The sequence below is a fragment of the Aeromicrobium sp. SP1 genome, assembly GCF_055663785.1.
Map to the genome: position 1 here is coordinate 3,115,765 of NZ_JBQVVK010000001.1, position 17,757 is coordinate 3,133,521.

A 17,757-nucleotide genomic window follows, 5' to 3' on the forward strand; every position below is an offset into this window, starting at 1 on the left:
CACCGGCAAGGAGAAAAGTCATGGACTGGTTCGTCGACATACTCGACTTCATCGGGCAAGAGATCCTCAACGTGCCCGCCTACCTCATCGGCATCATCACGGCCATCGGCCTGATCGCCCTCAAGCGCAACGCCGGCCAGGTCATCGGCGGTGGCCTCAAGGCGACGATGGGCTTCCTGATCCTCGGCGCCGGCGCGGGGGTCGTCGTCGCGGCGCTGACCCCGCTCGGCGACCTGATCCTCGAGGTCACGGGTGCCCAGGGCGTGATCCCGACGAACGAGGTCATCACCGCGATCGCCTCGGAGAAGTACGGAGCCCGCAGCGCCTACGTCCTCGTGCTCGGCTTCATCGTGATGCTCGCGCTCGCCCGCTTCACGCCGCTGCGCTACATCTTCCTGACCGGTCACCACATGGTGTTCATGTCGCTCATGCTCACCGTCGTGCTCTCGGTCGGGCTCGGCACGGGCGGCTCGTGGCTCACCGTGGTGCTCGGCGCGATCCTGCTCGGCGTGATCATGGTCGTGATGCCGGCGTTCGCGCATCCGTGGATGAAGAAGATCACCGGCGACGACACGATCGCGATCGGTCACTTCGGCACCCTGGGCTACATCGCCGCCGGCGCATCGGGCCAGGCGTTCGGCAAGAAGAGCAAGTCGACCGAGGAGATCGACTTCCCGCAGAACCTGCGCTTCCTGCGTGACTCGATGGTCGCCACGGCGATGTCGATGGTGCTCATCTACATGGTGTTCGCGGTGTGGGGCCTGATCGTGGAGCCCGCCAAGACGAAGGAGCTGCTCGGCGCCGCCGACATCGGCTCGGTCATCATGGCGGCCTTCGGCCAGGCGCTGCAGTTCGGCGTCGGCGTCGCGATCATCCTCTACGGCGTGCGCACCGTGCTGGGCGAGCTGGTCCCGGCCTTCCAGGGCATCTCGGAGAAGGTCGTGCCCGACGCCAAGCCCGCGCTCGACATCCCGATCGTGTTCCCGTACGGCGCCAACGCCGTGCTGATCGGCTTCATCTCGTCGTTCGTCGGCGGCCTGGCGATGCTGAGCCTGCTGGCGCTGTGGCTGCACCCCGCGTTCGGCCTGGCGCTGATCCTGCCCGGCATGGTGCCGCACTTCTTCACTGGTGGTGGCGCAGGCGTGTTCGGCAACGCGACCGGAGGCCGCATCGGTGCCGTCGTCGGCGGCTTCGTGAACGGTGTCGTCATCACGATCCTGCCGGCGCTGCTGCTGCAGGTGCTCGGCGAGTTCGGCTTCTCGAACTCGACGTTCGGCGATGCCGACTTCGGCTGGTTCGGCACCCTGATCGGCGTGAGCCTGCTGGGTCCGTCGGCACTCGGGATCTTCCTGGTCCTGCTGATCGCGGTCGTGCTCGTCGTGGCCGCCTCGATCTGGCAGGTGCGCGTCGTCGACACGGGCTGGATCCCCGGCGGCCCCCGCGAGGAGTACCTCGCCGCGGAGGCCGAGGCCGAGAAGGCGGCCGGCAACTCGCCGTGACCCACTGTGGCCGCTGGCAGTGACGTTCGAGGGGTGGATTCGCCGGAATCGCCCCTCGAACGTCACTCCCAGCGGGGCCGAACTTTTTCAGAGTTGAGCGGAATGGACTCAACTTTGGCCGCGTTGAATCTGGCATGGACCTGAACCACCTCACCACGCGAAGCCAACAGGCCCTCGCTGCCGCGATGCAGCAGGCCGCTGCCGCCGGCAACCCCACCGTGGAGCCGGCACACCTCCTCACCGCGCTGCTCACGCAGGAGGGCGGCACCGCCGCACCGCTGCTGACGGCGGCCGGCGCCGATCCGCAGGCCGTCCTGACCGGCCTCGCCTCCGAGATCGCCGCCCTGCCCAGTGCCAGCGGCGCGACGGTCGGCAACCCCTCTCTCGCACGCGCCACCCACGAGGCGCTGCAGCGCGCGATCGACCTCGCGACCGAGCTCGGCGACGAGTTCGTGTCGAGCGAGCACCTCGTCGTCGGCGTCGCCACCGTCGCCGGACCGGCCCAGCGCGTCCTGCAGGCGCAGGGCGCGTCCCCGGACACCCTCACGGCCGCCTTCGAGGCCGTCCGCGGCACCGCCCGCGTGACCAGCCAGGACGCCGAGGACCAGTACCAGGCGCTCGAGAAGTACGGCATCGACCTCACGCAGCTGGCCCGCGAGGGCAAGCTCGATCCCGTCATCGGCCGCGACGCCGAGATCCGTCGGGTCGTGCAGGTGCTGAGCCGCCGCACCAAGAACAACCCCGTGCTCATCGGCGAGCCCGGCGTCGGCAAGACCGCCGTCGTCGAGGGCCTCGCCCAGCGCATCATCGACGGTGACGTCCCCGAGTCGCTGCGCGGCCGCCGCCTGGTCAGCCTCGATCTCGGCGCGATGGTCGCCGGGGCGAAGTACCGCGGCGAGTTCGAGGAGCGGCTCAAGGCCGTCCTCGCGGAGATCAAGGAGAGCGCCGGCCAGATCGTCACGTTCATCGACGAGCTGCACACCGTCGTCGGGGCGGGCGCGACCGGCGACTCCGCGATGGACGCGGGCAACATGCTCAAGCCGATGCTGGCCCGCGGCGAGCTGCGGATGATCGGCGCCACGACGCTCGACGAGTACCGCGAGTCGATCGAGAAGGACGCCGCCCTCGAGCGCCGCTTCCAGCAGGTCTACGTGGGCGAGCCCAGTGTCGAGGACACGATCGCGATCCTGCGTGGCCTCAAGGAGAAGTACGAGGCCCACCACAAGGTCGAGATCGCCGACTCCGCGCTCGTCGCGGCCGCGACCCTCTCGCACCGCTACATCCCCGGCCGTCAGCTGCCCGACAAGGCGATCGACCTCATCGACGAGGCCTCCAGCCGCCTGCGCATGGAGATCGACTCCAGCCCCGTCGAGATCGACGTGCTCCGCCGGTCCGTCGACCGGCTCCGGATGGAGGAGCTGCACCTCGAGAACGAGAAGGACGAGGCGAGCCAGGAGCGGCTGGCCAAGCTGCGCCAGGAGATGGCCGACAAGCAGGAGTCGCTGCGCGCCCTCGAGCAGCGGTGGGAGGCCGAGAAGCTCAGCCTCAACGCCGTCGGCGAGATCAAGGAGCGCATCGACGAGGCCCGCATCGCCGCCGAGCGTGCCCAGCGCGAGGGCGACATGGCCACCGCGAGTCGCCTCCTCTACGGCGACATCCCCGCGATGGAGCAGCAGCTGGAGGACGCGCAGGCCGCCGAGGCCAGTGCCGCCACCGGCGACCGCATGGTGCACGAGGAGGTCGGCACGGACGACGTCGCCGAGGTCGTGGCCTCGTGGACCGGCATCCCGACCGGCCGCCTGCTCGAGGGCGAGACCGAGAAGCTCCTGCACATGGAGGACGAGCTCGGCCGTCGCCTGATCGGCCAGCGCGAGGCCGTGCCCGCGGTGTCCGATGCCGTGCGCCGCGCCCGCGCGGGCATCTCCGATCCCGACCGGCCCACCGGCTCGTTCCTGTTCCTCGGACCGACCGGCGTCGGCAAGACCGAGCTGGCCAAGTCGCTCGCGGACTTCCTGTTCGACGACGAGCGCGCGATCGTGCGCATCGACATGAGCGAGTACGCCGAGAAGCACTCCGTCGCACGCCTCGTCGGTGCCCCTCCGGGCTACGTCGGCTACGACGAGGGCGGTCAGCTGACCGAGGCCGTGCGGCGCCGCCCGTACTCGGTCGTGCTGCTCGACGAGGTCGAGAAGGCCCATCCCGAGGTCTTCGACATCCTGCTGCAGGTGCTCGACGACGGTCGGCTCACCGACGGGCAGGGCCGCACGGTCGACTTCCGCAACGTCATCCTGATCCTCACGTCGAACCTCGGCTCGGCGTTCCTGGTCGACCCGGCGCTGGCCGAGCAGGAGAAGCGCGACCGGGTCATGGACGTCGTCCGGATGGCGTTCAAGCCGGAGTTCCTGAACCGGCTCGACGAGGTCGTCATGTTCGACGCCCTCGGGGTCGAGGACCTGACCCGCATCGTCGACCTGCAGCTCGGCTCGCTGGGCCGGCGGCTCGAGGCGCGGCGGATCTCGATCGAGGTCACCGACGCCGCGAAGGAGTGGCTGGCGCTCACCGGGTTCGACCCGGCCTACGGCGCCCGCCCGCTGCGCCGCCTCGTCCAGCAGGCGATCGGCGACCGCCTCGCCCGGGAGCTGCTCTCCGGCGAGGTCCGCGACGGCGACACCGTCCTCGTCGACCGCGAGCCCGACGCCGACGAGCTGACGGTCCGCCGGGCCTGACGGTTTACCACGGTCCCACGGTTCGTTGGTTCCTCCCTCGGCAAACTCACCGAGGGAGGAACCAAGGTGCCCCGGGGTGACGTAGGGAAACCGAGGGACCGTGGTAAACCGACGGCCCCACCTCAGGGCGGGTCTGGTTGGATCGGACACATGTCCGAGACAGCCCCCAGGCCGCGGTCGGTGACGCTGGGCTGCGTGTACGGCGGCCTCGGCGGAGTGCTGACGGCTGTGGTCCTCGCCCAGACGCTCTCGGGCTGGGGCTCCCTCGAGATGCAGGACGCGTTGCGGTCCTCTTTCGAGCAGTTGGGGGCGTCGGTCGACCTCGACACGATCCTGCCGGTGCTGCGCTGGGTCGTCATGGCGATGCTCGTCGGCGCGATCGCCGCAGCCGTGTTCGCGGTGTACGCGGCGCGCGGGCACCAGGCGTCGCGGATCGGGCTGAGCGTGCTGACCGCGCTGGCGGCCGTCACGTTCATGTTCGCGGGCCTCACGGGCGTGCTTCCGGCGGTGCTGGCGGCCCTCGTCCTCTACCTGCTGTGGAACGCCCCGGCGCGGCACTGGTTCGCGATCGTCAACGGCCGGACGCCGCTGTCGCTCGGCGCGGCCCCCTCGGTCGGCGCGCCCACGCCGCCGCCCGCCAACGTCGCCCCGCTGGGCTCGCAGCCGCCGCCCTACGACCCAGCCCAGCACGGCGGACTCCCTGCGTCGCCGGTCGCCCCGGGCCGCCCCCGCTCACTGAGGCTCGCCCTCGGGATCGCCGGCCTCGGATCGCTGTTCGGCGCCGGGGTGTCGGGTCTGCTGCTGCTCGCGGTCGTGCTCCTGCGCGACCAGGTCGTGGCGCAGTACGCCGACTCCGAGCTGCTGAGCAAGGAGCTCGACTCCGCGGGCATGACCGCCGAGCAGCTCGTCACCCTCGGCACCTGGATCTTCGCGGTGTGGTTCGTCGTGTCGCTGTGCGGGATCGTGGCGACGATGCTGGCCGCCACGGGTCACCGGTCGGGCTGGTGGGCCCTGCTGGCCGCCAGCGTCCTGACGGCGGCCGTCGCGGCGCTGGGCCTGCCGATCGGCGCGGTCTGGATCGTCGGGGCGATCATCGTCGTCGTGCAGTTGTCCCGCGTGGAGACGAAGGCGTGGTTCCGCCGGGCATGATGCTGCTCACACCCCCCGGTCGCCCGTGTGGCTTGGGGGAAATCGCTCGTTAGGGTGGACATATGGCCGTCGTCCCGAGTTCCAGTCGTCCGCACGTCGTCGTCGTCGGAGGTGGCTTCGGGGGACTCGCGGTGGTGCGCAAGCTCAAGCGCGCGAACGTCGACATCACCCTGATCGACCGCCACACGTACAACACCTTCCAGCCGCTGCTCTACCAGGTCGCGACCGCCAGCCTGAACCCCGGCGACATCACGTGGTTCCTGCGCGCGATCCGCTCGAAGCAGGACAACGTGCGCTTCCTCAAGGGCACCGTCATCGAGATGGACCACACCGAGAAGACGGTCCTGCTCGACGGCAACATCACGGTCACGTACGACTACCTCGTGCTCGCCAACGGCGTCACGGCGAACTTCTTCGGCATCCCCGGCGCCGCCGAGAACGCGATGCCGCTGTACCGCCGCTCGCAGGCGCTCGCGCTGCGCGACCTGCTGTTCGCGAACCTCGAGGACGCCGCGATCAACGGGCAGGACCGCGAGCTGCGCGTCGTCGTGGTCGGCGGCGGTGCGACCGGTGTCGAGACGGCCGGCGCGCTCGCCGAGATGCGCAATCTCGACATGCCCACGACCTATCCCGAGCTGGACCGCAACCGCATCTACATCACCCTCGTCGAGATGGGTGAGGTCGTGCTGGCGCCGTTCCACCCGAAGCTGCGCGAGTACGCCGAGAAGGAGCTGCTCAAGCGCGAGGTCGACCTGAGGCTCCGCACCGCGGTCAAGGAGGTCCGGTCCGACGGCGTCCTCATCGAGCACGACGGCACGCAGGAGTTCCTGCCCGCGGGCATCGTCGTGTGGGCGTCCGGCGTGACGGCGCACGACGTCGTGAAGAGCTGGGGCGTGCCGCAGGGCCGCGGCGGTCGCATCGAGGTCGACGAGCACCAGGAGGTGCGCGGCCTGCCGAACGTGTTCGCGATCGGCGACGTCTCGGTCAACCCCGATTCGCCGCTGCCGCAGCTGGGCCAGCCGGCGATCCAGGGCGGCAAGCACGTCGCCAAGGTCATCAAGGCGCGCGAGACGGGCTCGAAGGAGCCCAAGCCGTTCAAGTACTTCGACAAGGGCACGATGGCCACGATCGGTCGCGCGTCGGCGATCGCGCAGGTCCGTGGTCTGCCGCGGCTCAAGGGCTTCGTCGCGTGGTTCATCTGGGTGACCGTCCACGTCGCCCTGCTGCTGGGCAACCGGAACCGGTTCGCGACGATGACCAACCTGTCGCTGAAGTACTTCTCGTGGCACACCCACAACGCGATCGTCGGCGAGACGCCGTACGTCATCGCGCACGAGCCGCTCGTGCTCGGCGCGGGCACCGACTCGGAGCAGCCGGCCAAGAAGTCGGCGCGCAAGGCCGCGAAGAAGGCCGCGGCGGCGGAGTCGAAGAAGACCGCCGTGCGGAAGGCCGCCACGCAGGAGGCGCGCGCCAAGGCGTCGGCCAAGGTCACGTCGGAGTACGACGAGTCCTGATCAGCCCAGCAGGGCCGCGAGCTCCGCGCGGGCCGTCAGCAATGACGGCCCGTACCAGGTGAGCGCCCGGCCGCTGCACAGCGCGGTCGGTACGCGCTCGAATGCCTCCGGTCCGTCGTCGGGCGTGAAGACGTAGGGCTCGTCGGGCAGGACGACGAGGTCGAGTTCCGACGTGTCCAGCCGATCCAGGTCGATGTGCGGGTAGCGGTCGTCGGCCTGCGCGAACGCGTGCACGAGACCGAGCCGGCCGAGCAGGTCGCCGGTGAACGTGTCGCGGCCGACCACCATCCACGGGTCGCGCCAGATCGCTACGGCGACGCGCCTGCGGGCCGGCGGAGGCGGTGCGGCCCAGACCTCCTGCGCCTCGACGAGCCAGTCCGGGACGCCCCACGCGAGGGCCTCGGCGAACAGTCGGCGCATCGACGCGAGGGCCCCATCGACCGTCTCGATGTCGGTGACCCACACGGGCACGCCGGCCTGCCGCAGTCGCGCGACGTCGAGCTCGCGGTTCTCCTCCTTGTTCGCCACGACGAGGTCGGGAGCCAGCGCCGTGATGGCCGCACGGTCGGGATTCTTGGTGCCGCGCACGCGTGCCACGTCGAGGTCGGCCGGGTGCGTGCACCAGTCGGTCGCGCCGACGAGAGCCGCGGGCCGGGTCGCGGCGATCGCCTCCGTGAGCGACGGGACGAGCGAGACCACCCGGCGGGCGGGGGCGGGAACGGCCACGTCGAAGCCGAGGTCATCGTGCATCGAGGGCCAGCCTAAGGTGAGCAGCATGACTGAGTGGACCGCCGCCGGCGACTGGACCGACATCCGTTACGAGACCACGGAGGACGGGATCGCCAAGATCACGATCTGTCGCCCCGAGGTCCACAACGCCTTCCGGCCGCAGACGATCCGGGAGATCTCGCGAGCGCTGACGTGGGCCCGTGACGACGAGTCGGTCGGCGTCATCGTGCTCACCGGCGAGGGCGACAAGGCGTTCTGCTCCGGCGGTGACCAGCGGGTGCGCGGCGACTCCGGGTACAAGTCCGACGAGGGCGCCACGGGCCGCTTCGACGTCACGGACCTGCACGTGCAGATGCGCCGCACCCCCAAGCCGATCATCGCCATGGTCGCCGGCTGGGCGATCGGGGGCGGCCACGTGCTGCACCTCGTGTGCGACCTGACGATCGCCGCCGACAACGCCCGCTTCGGCCAGGTCGGACCCAAGGTCGGCTCGTTCGACGGCGGCTACGGCTCGAGCATCCTGTCGGACCTCGTCGGGCCCAAGAAGGCCAAGGAGATCTGGATGCTGTGCCGTCAGTACGACGCGCCGGAGGCGATGCGGATGGGCCTGGTCAACACGGTCGTCCCGCTCGCCGACCTCGAGGCCGAGACGCTGAAGTGGTGCCGCGAGATCCTCGCCCTCTCGCCGTGGGCGGTGCGGTTGTCCAAGCTCAGCTTCCACGCGCACGAGGACGGCTACGCCGGCATCCAGCAGCTCGCCCACGACGCCAACCTGCTCTTCTACGGCCAGGCCGAGGCCCACGAGGGCCGCGACGCCTACAAGCAGAAGCGCACCCCGGACTTCAGCAGCTTCCCGCGCCGGCCCTGACCTCTCGGCGGTGCCTCACGTCCGCACGTGGTGGCGGCCGAGGGGCAGGATCATGGGGCGGCCGCTCGTGGGGTCCTGCACGACGCGGGCGTCGAGGCCGAAGACGATCTTGACCGTCTCCTCGGTCAGCACCTCCTCGGCGGTGCCCTGCGCGTGGATCTGACCGTGGTGCACGGCCACGAGGTGGTCCGCGTAGCGCGCGGCGAGGTTGAGGTCGTGCAGCACCATCGCCACCGTCGTGCCGCGGTCGCGGTTCAGGTCGGTCAGCAGGTCCAGCACCTCGACCTGGTGGCACACGTCGAGGAACGTCGTGGGCTCGTCGAGCAGCAGCACCTCGGTCTGCTGGGCGAGCGCGAGCGCGATCCAGACGCGCTGACGCTGGCCACCGGAGAGCTCGTCGACGACCCGGCCGGCGAGATCCAGCACGCCGGTCGCCTCGAGGGCCGACGCGATGATCGCGTCCTCGTTGGCCGTCCACCGGCTGAAGGCGCGACGGTGCGGATGACGACCCTGGGCGACCAGCTCGGCCACCGTGATGCCCTCGGGCGCGATCGGCGTCTGGGGGAGCAGGCCGAGCGTGCGCGCGACCTGCTTCGTCGAGACGGCGTGGATGTCCTTGCCGTCGAGCAGGACCCGACCGGACTCTGGGGACAGCAGGCGGGCCATCCCGCGCAGCATTGTGGACTTGCCGCACGCGTTCGCGCCGACGATCGCGGTGATGACGCCGGTGGGCAGCTCGAGGTCGAGCTCGTCGACGATCGTGCGGTCCCCGTACCCGAGGGTGAGCGACTGGGTGGACAGGGTGGCGGTCACAGGGAACCTCCCGTGCGGTTCGAACGGATCAGCAGGTAGACGAGGAACGGCGCGCCGAGGGCTCCGGTGACGACGCCGACGGGGTAGCGGTTCTCGAAGAGGAACTGCCCCGCGAGGTCCGAGGCCAGCACGATCGCCGCGCCGACGAGGGCCGAGGGCACGACGAGCGCGCCCCGCGGACCGACGAGGCGGGTCGCGATCGGCCCCGCCATGAACGAGACGAACGCGATCGGGCCGGTCGCGGCGGTCGCGAACGCGGCCAGGCCCACGGCCGAGACCACGAGCAGGCGGCGGCTCCGCTCGACGGGCACGCCGAGTCCGGCGGCCGCGTCGTCGCCCAGCCGCAGCAGGCTCAGGTCGCGGCCCAGGGCGGCCACGACGGGCGTGAGCAGCGCGAAGGCGAGCGCGAGCAGGGCCACGTCGTCCCACGAGGCGAGGTTCAGGCTGCCGGTCAGCCAGCGCATGGCCGCGGCGAGGTCCCACTGGTTCGCCCCGACGAGCAGGTACCACGTGACGCTGTTGAGCATCGCCGCGACGCCGATGCCGATCAGGATCAGTCGCGTCCCGACGACGGCGCCCCGGGCCGCGAGGAGGTAGATCGCGAACGCCGTGCCGACGCCGGCGACGACGGCGGCCAGCGACACGACCAGCCCGGAGGCGCCGACGACGAGGATGAGGAACAGCGCCGCGACGTTGGCGCCGTTCGTGATCCCGATGATGTCGGGGCTCGCCAACGGATTGCGCAGCATCGTCTGGAACGTCACGCCGGCCATGCCGAACGCGGCACCGGCCAGGACGGCCAGGACAGCGCGTGGAAGCCGCAGCTCGCCGACCGTGAAGCTGGCGCCGGGGACCTGCTGACCGGCGATGACGCGCACGACGTCGCCGAACGAATAGGGATGCTCGCCGTACATGAGCGCGAACAGGAACAGGCCCGCGAGCAGGACGGTCAGCCCGGCGACGACGAGGGCGACGCGGCGACCCGCGCGGTCGCGGGCGCGCCGCACGAGGGCGACGCCGTCGGCGGTCATGGGGGCCTGGGAGTCGGTGACGGTCATCGGCTCGCTCCCGTCTTCGTGAGCACGACCCAGATGAACACGGGCGCGCCGATCAGGGCGGTGATGATGCCGACCTCGATCTCCTCGGGTCGGGCGATGACCCGCCCGACGACGTCGGCGAGCGTCAGCAGGGCCGCTCCGGCGAACGCCGAGACGGGCAGCAGCCAGCGATGGTCCGCCCCGATCACGATGCGGACGAGGTGCGGGATGACGAGGCCGACGAAGCCGATCGGTCCCGCGAGCGCCGTGGCGGCGCCGGCGAGGATGATGCCGGCGGCCGTGCCGACGAGCCGTACGCGCACGACCGGCACGCCGAGCCCGGCGGCGGCTTCGTCGCCGAGCCCGAGCAGGTTGAGCGACCTCGCGGTCGCGATGCACAGCACCGTCCCGAGGGCGAGGAAGGGCAGGACGGTGAGGGTGTCCGCGTTCTCGGCGCGGCCGACGCCGCCCACGGACCAGAACCGGAAGACGTTCATGACGTCCGTGCGCGGCAGCAGGATCGCGCTCGTCAGCGAGCTCAGCGCGGCCGTCGTGATGGCTCCGGCGAGCGCCAGCTTGAGCGGGGTCGGACCACCGCGGCCGAGGGACCCGACGGTGTAGACGAAGACCGCCGAGAGGGTCGCGCCGGCCAGCGAGAACCAGATGTAGCCCTGCATCGAGTGGATCGCGAAGAACGCGATGCCGATCACGACCATGAGGGACGCGCCGGAGTTGATGCCCAGGATGTAGGGGTCGGCGAGCGGGTTGCGGGTGACGCCCTGCAGCATGACTCCGGCCATCGCGAGCGAGGCCCCGACGAGCAGCGCCAGGATCGTGCGCGGCACGCGGCTGCGCACGGCCGCCGAGGCGACGTCCTCGCCGCCGACCGTGACGGCGTGCCACACGTCGGGCAGGCTCACGACCCGCGAGCCGAACGCGACGGACGCGCACGCGGCCACGAGGGCGGCCGCGATGGCCACCGCCAGCCACCACCGGGGACGCCGCGCGGTCGCGGAGCCCCCGGAGGTGGTCTGTACGACGGTCTGGGTCACTGCACCTTCGCCGCCGCATCGCCGAGCAGCTTCGTGTACTCCGGCAGCATCCACGGGATCGACAGGGCCGACGGCGAGACGGCGCCCGCGAGCGGGGAGTTGTCCTCGAGCAGGGCGACCGAGCCACGCTCGATCGCCGGGATCTTGCCGATCAGGGAGTCGGCCTGGGCCTTCTTGAGGGCCGCGTCGTCGCCGTAGCCGACGAACACGTCGGCGTCGTCGAGGGTGTCGGCCTTCTCGGCGCTCACCTCGATGAAGAACGACTCGGCGCCCTGCGACGCCTTCTCGACCGAAGGCGGCGTCGCGAAGCCGAGATCGTTGAGGAACGCCGCGCGGGTGTCCTGCGACGTGTAGAAGCCGACCTTCGACAGGTCCGAGGGGTCGATCCAGCTCATGACGGCCGTGGTGCCCTTGATCTGCGGGTACTTGGCGGCCTCCTCGGCGATCTGCGCGTCGAGGTCGGCGACCAAGGCCTCGGCCTCGTCGGACTTGCCGAGGGCCTTGCCGGTGATCGTCAGCGCGTCACGCCACGGAGTGGTCCACGCGGTGCCCTTGGGGTACGCGACGGTCGGCGCGATCTTGCTGAGCGTCGTGTACTCCTCCTCGGTGACGCCCGAGACGGGCGCGAGGATCAGGTCGGGCTCGGTGGCCGCGATCGCGTCGAAGTCGATGCCGTCGGTCTCGTCGAACAGGGCCGGGGTCTCGGCGCCGAGCTCGTCGATCTTGTCCTTGACGTACACGGCGATGCCGTCGGAGTCGTCGTCGCCATACGTGATCTTGGGCATGCCGACCGGCACGACACCGAGCGCGAGCGCGTTGTCCTGGTTGGACCATGCGACGGTCGCGACCCGCTCGGGCTGCTTCTCAATCGTCGTCTCGCCCCACTGGTGCTCGATCGTGACCGGGAAGGCGTCTCCCGAGGCGGCCGGGTCCGAGCCGGAGTCGGTGTCGTCGGAGGAGCCACAGGCGGTGAGACCGAACGCGAGGGTCGCGGCGGCGAGGATTCGTGCGAGACGCAACGGAATGCCTTTCGTACGCAGGGGTAGGTAAGCCTAGGCTAACCGCCCGGTGCCGGGACTGTCATCCGGGGGTACGTCACACCGGCGACTTCCGGTGGCGTGGCGCCCGGCCCGCGCACCCCGGATCGCCGCGCCCGCGCCGGTACGGTGGGGTCCATGCCCGGACTGGACTTCGACCCACTCGAGCGCGCCGGCGAGCTGTGGGAGGAGCGGATCGGCGACGCGACCTCGATGCGTCTGGCGACCTCGATCATGCGGGTCCACCAGATCCTCAGCGCGCGGCTCGACGGCACGCTCAAGCCCTTCGGCATCACGTTCGCCCGCTTCGAGGTGCTGCGCCTGCTGTCGTTCAGCACGGCGGGCCATCTGCCGTTGTCGAAGATCGGTGAGCGGCTCATGGTCCATCCGACGTCCGTCACCAACCTCATCGACCGGCTCGTCGCCGACGGTCTCGTCGACCGCAAGGTGGACGAGAGCGACCGCCGCCGCGCCCTGGCCTCCCTCACGCCCGAGGGCGAGGTCGTGCTGGAGCAGGCCACCGCGGCGCTGACCGGCATCGAGTTCGGACTGACGGCCCTGCCGCCGGACCAGCAGCGCTCGATCCACGAGCTGCTCACGGTCCTGCGCCGCGACGACTGGGCCGACTCGACCTCCTGAGACGACGAAGCGCCGGCCCGCCCGAAGGCGGACCGGCGCTCTCGCGCGAGGTGCGTCAGATCTTGCGCGACGCGCCCGTCGCGTAGGTCACGATCGTGCTCGAGCCGGGGTGGACGAGCCGGTACTTGAACTTCTTCTTCTGCTTGAACACGATCTTGCCGTTGCCGGACGCGTTGACCTTGATGTTCTTGAAGTTGCGCCACTTGCCCTTGTAGTGACGCTGGAGCTTGATCTTGCGCAGCGACTTCTTCGAGCCGTTCGCCTCGTAGGTGCGCCAGCCCTTCGCCTTGATCGTCAGCTTCTTGCCGCTCTTGACGAGCGAGCCGTAGCCGTAGTCGATCCCGCGCTTGACCGGGACGACGTTGCTGGCGGCCAGCGGCGTGTCGGTGAAGGCGTAGTCCGCGTCGTAGGCCTCGACGTGGACGTCCCGCAGCTGGACCGTGCCGTAACCGGCGGACCGGGGCCAGGAGACGCTGCTCGACGGGTACTTGTACGACGCGATGTACTGGTCGGCGGCGGCGAGGCGGCCGTTGACGTAGACGTCGCCCTTGACGAACCAGCTGGAGCCGGCCGACGCGGCGACGCTCGCCTGGGTCTGGGCGTACACGTAGGTGCTGCTCGTGATCGTCCCGCCGGACGTGAGGCGGGCGGAGCCCGAGGTCACGACGGCCGGGGTCACGGCGGCCGAGGCGACCGTGCCGGAGGTGGCGGAGCGGCTCAGCGTCGACGACTCGTCCGCGTGGGCGGCGATCGGCGTGGCGAGCGAGATGGTGAGGGCGGCGGCGGCAGCGAGCGCGGCCGAGGACAGGCGTCGGTTCATGATCTCCCCGAGTAGATGTGGCAGCAGTAGAGCACGAGCAGTCTGACACGGCGACTACCGTTTTCCGGCGTGCGTGACCCGGTTTCGGACACCATCCCCCCGTTTCCGGGGGTGGGTCACCCCAGCAGGGCGGCGTCCAGCGTCTCGGCGGGCACGCCGAGCCCCTCGACGAGGGTCAGCGCGTGCGGGCGCAACCGGTCCAGGAGGGCGTTGATCTCGCGCGAGACGGCCTTGGCGCGGTCGTCGGAGAGGCGGTTGTGCTCCATGAACCACGCCTTGTCCCGCTCGATCACGGTGAGCGCGTACAGCGAGCACACGTCGCGCAGCAGGTCGGCGGCCTGCTCGTCCTCGCAGCGGGCGATGCCGGCCGTGAACGCCTCGAGCACGACGCGGTCGATGTGCGCCTGACCGATCTTGAGGACGTGGTCCTGCGCCGCGTTGAAGACCGCGAACGCCTTCGCCCGGTCCTTCCCGGCCCGGCGCAGCCGGCGGGCGGCGGTCTCGATGACGTGCTGCTCGCGGTCCTCGAAGAGGTTGAGCTGGGTGCCGCGGTGCAGCAGGTCGTGCTCGTCGGCGTCGCCGGAGCGCGCGTCGATGAGGCGCTGGATCAGCTGGGCGGCGGCGGTGCGCTCCTTGACCGTGTCCGCGACCGTGCCCGCGGCGAACCGCACCATGGCCACGGGGTCGAGACCCTGCACGTCCTTCGCGTACGACGTCAGCAGCTCCTTCGCGACGAGCTGCAGCAGGACGACGTTGTCGCCCTCGAACGTCGTGAACACGTCGCTGTCGGCCTTGAGCGTCGTGAGCCGGTTCTCCGCGAGGTAGCCGGCACCGCCGCACGCCTCGCGGCACTCCTGGATCGACCGCGTCGCGAACGCCGTCTGGATCGCCTTGAGGCCGGCGGCGCGGCCCTCCAGCTCCCGCTGGGCGTGCGGCTCGGGCTCGGACTCGGTCTGCAGGCGGTCCATGCGGGCGACGAGCTGGTTCTGGGCGAACCGATATGCGTACGCCTCGGCGAGCAGGGGGAGCAGCCGGCGCTGGTGCACGCGGTAGTCCAGGAGCACCGTCTCCTCGCCCGGCGCGCCCTCGAACTGACGTCGCTCGAGCGCGTATCTCGTGGCGATGCTGAGCGCGACCTCGGCCGCGGCGCGGGCCGACCCGCCGACGCTGACCCGGCCGCGGATCAACGTGCCGAGCATCGTGAAGAACCGGGCGTTGCCGCTCTCGATGGGCGAGGTGTAGGTGCCGTCCTCGGCGACGTTGCCGTACCGGTTCAGCAGGTTCGCGCGCGGGATCCGGACCTCGTCGAACATGATCCGGCCGTTGTCGACACCGCCGAGGCCGCCCTTGTACCCGCAGTCGCTCGTGGTGACGCCCGGCAGGTCGGCCCCGTCCTCGTCGCGGATCGGGACGACGAAGCAGTGCACGCCGTGGTCCTCGCCGAGCGTGACCAGGCGCGCGAACACGGCGGCGACGCGGGCGTGCTGCGCGGCGCCCCCGATGTAGTCCTTGCGGGACGACGGCGTGGGGGAGTGGACGACGAACTCGAGCGTGGCCGGGTCGTACGTGGCCGTGGTCTCGAGGCTCTGGACGTCGCTGCCGTGGCCCGTCTCGGTCATCGCGAAGCAGCCGAGCAGGTCCAGGGAGATGAGCGGAGGAATGTAGGCCTCGTGGTGTCGCTGCGTGCCGAGGTTCTCGATCGCACCGCCGAAGAGCCCCCACTGGACTCCGGCCTTCACCATGAGCGAGAGGTCGAACTGGGCCAGCATCTCGATCCCCGTGACGGCCATGCCGGGATCGCCCGTGCCGCCGTTCTCGGTGCGGAAGCCGGCGGCCGGGATGCCGGTCGGCACGAGCCCGCGCATCTGCCCGAGCACCCGGTCGCGCGCCTCGTCGAGGGACAGCGAGTGGTCGTACGCCAGGTCCATCGTGGCGAGCTCGGCCCGGCTCTGCTCCCGCACGTGCCGCCACTTGCCGTCGATCGCCCGCCGCACTTCGTCACCGAGAGTCATGGCGGCCACGCTACTGGCGCGGGCCCGCCACAGGGGGACGGATCTTGATGCGTTGCGGTGGCCCTGGTCACCGCAATGCCGAAGGATCCGTCCTCGCCGCGTGGCCGCGGGTCGGTCGTTGTTACAGTTCACGTGCTCACAACTCAACAAATTCCCGCAGTGTCAGGGGAAGCCGGTGCGAATCCGGCGCTGACCCGCAACCGTGATCCCCTTCGGGGGCAGCCGGAAGACCTGCCTGACGGGACCGACCACGCGCTGTCGAGGAACACAGCGGGACGGACTCCGGCCCACCGGCGTTCCACCTCCCGCCTTTGCAGCGGGAAGGACCCCCCATGAAGTTGCGCACCCGTGCGCTGACCGCCACCACTCTCGGTGCGGTCGCCCTCTCGACGGCCGTCGCCGTCAGCCCCGCCGCCACGGCGGCGCCCAACACCTACAGCTACTCGGCCGCCCGGTGGCTCGAGGACCAGCTGGTCGACGACGTCATCGTCTACCCGGACTGGTCGACCGGCCTGCCGGCCCCCGACTACGGCACGAGCCTCGACGTGGTCTTCACGCTGGCGGATCTCGGCACGAAGGAGCCGCTGCAGGGGCGCATGGTCGACGCCGTCGTCGCCCACGGCGACGACTTCCTGACGACGCCGGGACGCAAGGCGAAGCTCGCCCTCGCCGTGGACCTCACGGGCGGCGACCCGCACGCGGTGGACGGCCGCGACCTGATCGGCGACGTCGAGACCGCGACCGACGCCACGAGCGGGATCACCACGGGGGCCGAGGGCGGCCTCAACCACGTCTACGTCACGCGCGCCCTCGTCGATGCCGACAGCGCCAAGGCGAACGCCTCCATCACGTCGCTGCTGGGACAGCAGTGCGCCGACGGCTCGTTCCGGGACTACACGGGAAGCTGCCCGGCGATCATCGACGTCGACACGACCGCCGCCGCGCTGCGGGCCCTCGTCGAGGCGGACGAGGCCGGTCACGCGAACCTGCAGGACGACGTCGACGCCGCCACCGGGGCACTGCTCGCGGCGCAGCAGGCGGACGGCTCGTTCGGCTCCGAGTGGGGCTCGAACTCCAACTCCACCGGGCTCGCGGCGAGCGCGCTGGCGCTCGTCGGCCAGCAGGGCGCAGCAGGTTCGGCCGCTGCCTGGCTGCTCGCGCACCAGGTCACCGAGTCGGTCGCGGACGGGTCCGCCCACCTCGCGACCCAGGCCGGTGCGATCGCGTACGACGACTACGGCCTGTCCTCCGCGAAGTCCTCGGGGATCGGCTCGACCGACCTCGGCTCGTGGATCCTCGCGACGAGCCAGGCGGCCGCGGGCCTGCAGGCGCTGTTGCCGGCCGGCTCGGTGACCGTGAAGCAGCCCGCGACCTTCACGACCGCGGGCGGCACCGTCAGGGCGACCGCGACCGGACTCGCCGCGGGTGAGAAGTACACGGCGCGGATCTCCGGCGGGACGAGTGTGAGCGGCACGGTCCCGGCGGGCGGAACCGTCTCCGTCGCGCTGAAGGCGCCCGCGGGAACGGCCACCCGGACCGTCACCGTGACCGGCTCGCGGAGCAACCGCGCCGGCTCGACCACGGCGACCGTCCTGGCCGCGAAGTCCGTCGGGGTCAAGCTCGCCGCCGCCAAGGTCAAGCGCACCAAGGTCCAGACGGTCAAGGTCTCCGGCCTCGCCGCGAGGGAGCCCGTGCGTATCTTCGTGCGCGGCTCGCTCGTGAAGTCGGGCGTGGCCTCGCCCGGCGGCACCTACACGTACCGCTTCAAGGTCGGCACGAAGCTCGGCAAGGCCAAGGTCGTCGTGAAGGGCGCCTTCGCCAACCGCACCGGCACGAAGACCTTCACGGTGGTGAAGTGACCC

General features: G+C 70.9%; 14 protein-coding genes and 1 riboswitch. Of the genes, 7 read left to right on the forward strand and 7 right to left on the reverse strand.

The window, feature by feature from the left end; genetic code table 11:
• Nucleotides 1-20 precede the first annotated feature (20 nt).
• The 4 genes from ACT26F_RS15200 (at nt 21) to ACT26F_RS15215 (ending at nt 6,888) form a co-directional block, all read left to right on the forward strand.
• Nucleotides 21-1,499 carry a PTS ascorbate transporter subunit IIC gene (locus ACT26F_RS15200; RefSeq protein WP_471671387.1) on the forward strand — a complete coding sequence of 493 codons (1,479 nt, stop codon included), beginning with the start codon at nt 21-23 and terminating at the stop codon, nt 1,497-1,499.
• 134 nt (nt 1,500-1,633) lie between these two features.
• Nucleotides 1,634-4,225, forward strand: coding sequence for an ATP-dependent chaperone ClpB (clpB, locus tag ACT26F_RS15205; RefSeq protein WP_471671388.1), 2,592 nt, complete (start codon nt 1,634-1,636; stop codon nt 4,223-4,225).
• A 150-nt stretch (nt 4,226-4,375) separates the two neighbouring features.
• Nucleotides 4,376-5,374 carry a hypothetical protein gene (locus ACT26F_RS15210; RefSeq protein WP_471671389.1) on the forward strand — a complete coding sequence of 333 codons (999 nt, stop codon included), beginning with the start codon at nt 4,376-4,378 and terminating at the stop codon, nt 5,372-5,374.
• Between the two features lie 62 nt (nt 5,375-5,436).
• Entirely contained in the window at nt 5,437-6,888 is a 1,452-nt protein-coding gene (locus ACT26F_RS15215) for an NAD(P)/FAD-dependent oxidoreductase (protein WP_471671390.1), read from the forward strand.
• Here the strand turns inward: ACT26F_RS15215 and ACT26F_RS15220 are convergent, their stop codons facing one another.
• A complete protein-coding gene (locus tag ACT26F_RS15220; protein WP_471671391.1) occupies nt 6,889-7,638 on the reverse strand; it encodes a helical backbone metal receptor in 750 nt (249 codons plus the stop codon).
• 25 nt (nt 7,639-7,663) lie between these two features.
• On the opposite strand from ACT26F_RS15220, the gene menB reads away from it, so the two are divergent.
• Entirely contained in the window at nt 7,664-8,485 is an 822-nt protein-coding gene (gene menB, locus ACT26F_RS15225) for a 1,4-dihydroxy-2-naphthoyl-CoA synthase (protein WP_471671392.1), read from the forward strand.
• 15 nt (nt 8,486-8,500) lie between these two features.
• Here the strand turns inward: menB and ACT26F_RS15230 are convergent, their stop codons facing one another.
• Genes ACT26F_RS15230 through ACT26F_RS15245 form a run of 4 tightly spaced genes read right to left on the reverse strand, consistent with a single transcriptional unit; the run spans nt 8,501 to nt 12,406 of the window.
• A complete protein-coding gene (locus tag ACT26F_RS15230; protein WP_471671393.1) occupies nt 8,501-9,298 on the reverse strand; it encodes an ABC transporter ATP-binding protein in 798 nt (265 codons plus the stop codon).
• Nucleotides 9,295-10,356 (reverse strand): FecCD family ABC transporter permease, encoded by a 1,062-nt coding sequence (locus tag ACT26F_RS15235; protein ID WP_471671394.1) that lies wholly within the window; start codon nt 10,354-10,356, stop codon nt 9,295-9,297. The genes ACT26F_RS15230 and ACT26F_RS15235 overlap by 4 nt, the downstream gene beginning before the upstream one ends.
• Complete coding sequence (locus ACT26F_RS15240; RefSeq protein WP_471671395.1) at nt 10,353-11,387, reverse strand: FecCD family ABC transporter permease; 1,035 nt, start codon at nt 11,385-11,387, stop codon at nt 10,353-10,355. The genes ACT26F_RS15235 and ACT26F_RS15240 overlap by 4 nt, the downstream gene beginning before the upstream one ends.
• The gene (locus tag ACT26F_RS15245; RefSeq protein WP_471671396.1) at nt 11,384-12,406 is read right to left on the reverse strand and encodes an iron-siderophore ABC transporter substrate-binding protein; all 1,023 of its coding nucleotides are present in this window, start codon (nt 12,404-12,406) and stop codon (nt 11,384-11,386) included. Before ACT26F_RS15245 ends, ACT26F_RS15240 begins: the two co-directional genes overlap by 4 nt.
• A gap of 156 nt (nt 12,407-12,562) precedes the next feature.
• On the opposite strand from ACT26F_RS15245, the gene ACT26F_RS15250 reads away from it, so the two are divergent.
• Nucleotides 12,563-13,063 carry a MarR family winged helix-turn-helix transcriptional regulator gene (locus ACT26F_RS15250; protein WP_471671397.1) on the forward strand — a complete coding sequence of 167 codons (501 nt, stop codon included), beginning with the start codon at nt 12,563-12,565 and terminating at the stop codon, nt 13,061-13,063.
• A gap of 55 nt (nt 13,064-13,118) precedes the next feature.
• Here the strand turns inward: ACT26F_RS15250 and ACT26F_RS15255 are convergent, their stop codons facing one another.
• Together ACT26F_RS15255 and ACT26F_RS15260 are read right to left on the reverse strand one after the other, a co-directional pair.
• Nucleotides 13,119-13,883 (reverse strand): hypothetical protein, encoded by a 765-nt coding sequence (locus tag ACT26F_RS15255; protein WP_471671398.1) that lies wholly within the window; start codon nt 13,881-13,883, stop codon nt 13,119-13,121.
• 116 nt (nt 13,884-13,999) lie between these two features.
• On the reverse strand, nt 14,000-15,895 hold the full coding sequence (locus ACT26F_RS15260) for an acyl-CoA dehydrogenase family protein (protein WP_471671399.1): 1,896 nt from the start codon (nt 15,893-15,895) through the stop codon (nt 14,000-14,002).
• Nucleotides 15,896-16,013: 118 nt separating this feature from the next.
• Nucleotides 16,014-16,148, forward strand: a riboswitch (cobalamin riboswitch).
• A gap of 79 nt (nt 16,149-16,227) precedes the next feature.
• Between ACT26F_RS15260 and ACT26F_RS15265 the strand changes: the two genes are divergently transcribed.
• Nucleotides 16,228-17,754, forward strand: a complete 1,527-nt coding sequence (locus ACT26F_RS15265) for a prenyltransferase/squalene oxidase repeat-containing protein (RefSeq protein WP_471671400.1) — start codon at nt 16,228-16,230, stop codon at nt 17,752-17,754.
• Nucleotides 17,755-17,757: the final 3 nt, after the last annotated feature.

Coding starts and splice junctions, on each gene's coding strand:
- ACT26F_RS15200 (WP_471671387.1), top strand. CDS start 21: ATGGACTGGTTCGTCGACATACTCGACTTCATCGGGCAAGAGATCCTC.
- clpB (WP_471671388.1), top strand. CDS start 1,634: ATGGACCTGAACCACCTCACCACGCGAAGCCAACAGGCCCTCGCTGCC.
- ACT26F_RS15210 (WP_471671389.1), top strand. CDS start 4,376: ATGTCCGAGACAGCCCCCAGGCCGCGGTCGGTGACGCTGGGCTGCGTG.
- ACT26F_RS15215 (WP_471671390.1), top strand. CDS start 5,437: ATGGCCGTCGTCCCGAGTTCCAGTCGTCCGCACGTCGTCGTCGTCGGA.
- ACT26F_RS15220 (WP_471671391.1), bottom strand. CDS start 7,638: ATGCACGATGACCTCGGCTTCGACGTGGCCGTTCCCGCCCCCGCCCGC.
- menB (WP_471671392.1), top strand. CDS start 7,664: ATGACTGAGTGGACCGCCGCCGGCGACTGGACCGACATCCGTTACGAG.
- ACT26F_RS15235 (WP_471671394.1), bottom strand. CDS start 10,356: ATGACCGTCACCGACTCCCAGGCCCCCATGACCGCCGACGGCGTCGCC.
- ACT26F_RS15250 (WP_471671397.1), top strand. CDS start 12,563: ATGCCCGGACTGGACTTCGACCCACTCGAGCGCGCCGGCGAGCTGTGG.
- ACT26F_RS15255 (WP_471671398.1), bottom strand. CDS start 13,883: ATGAACCGACGCCTGTCCTCGGCCGCGCTCGCTGCCGCCGCCGCCCTC.
- ACT26F_RS15260 (WP_471671399.1), bottom strand. CDS start 15,895: ATGACTCTCGGTGACGAAGTGCGGCGGGCGATCGACGGCAAGTGGCGG.
- ACT26F_RS15265 (WP_471671400.1), top strand. CDS start 16,228: ATGAAGTTGCGCACCCGTGCGCTGACCGCCACCACTCTCGGTGCGGTC.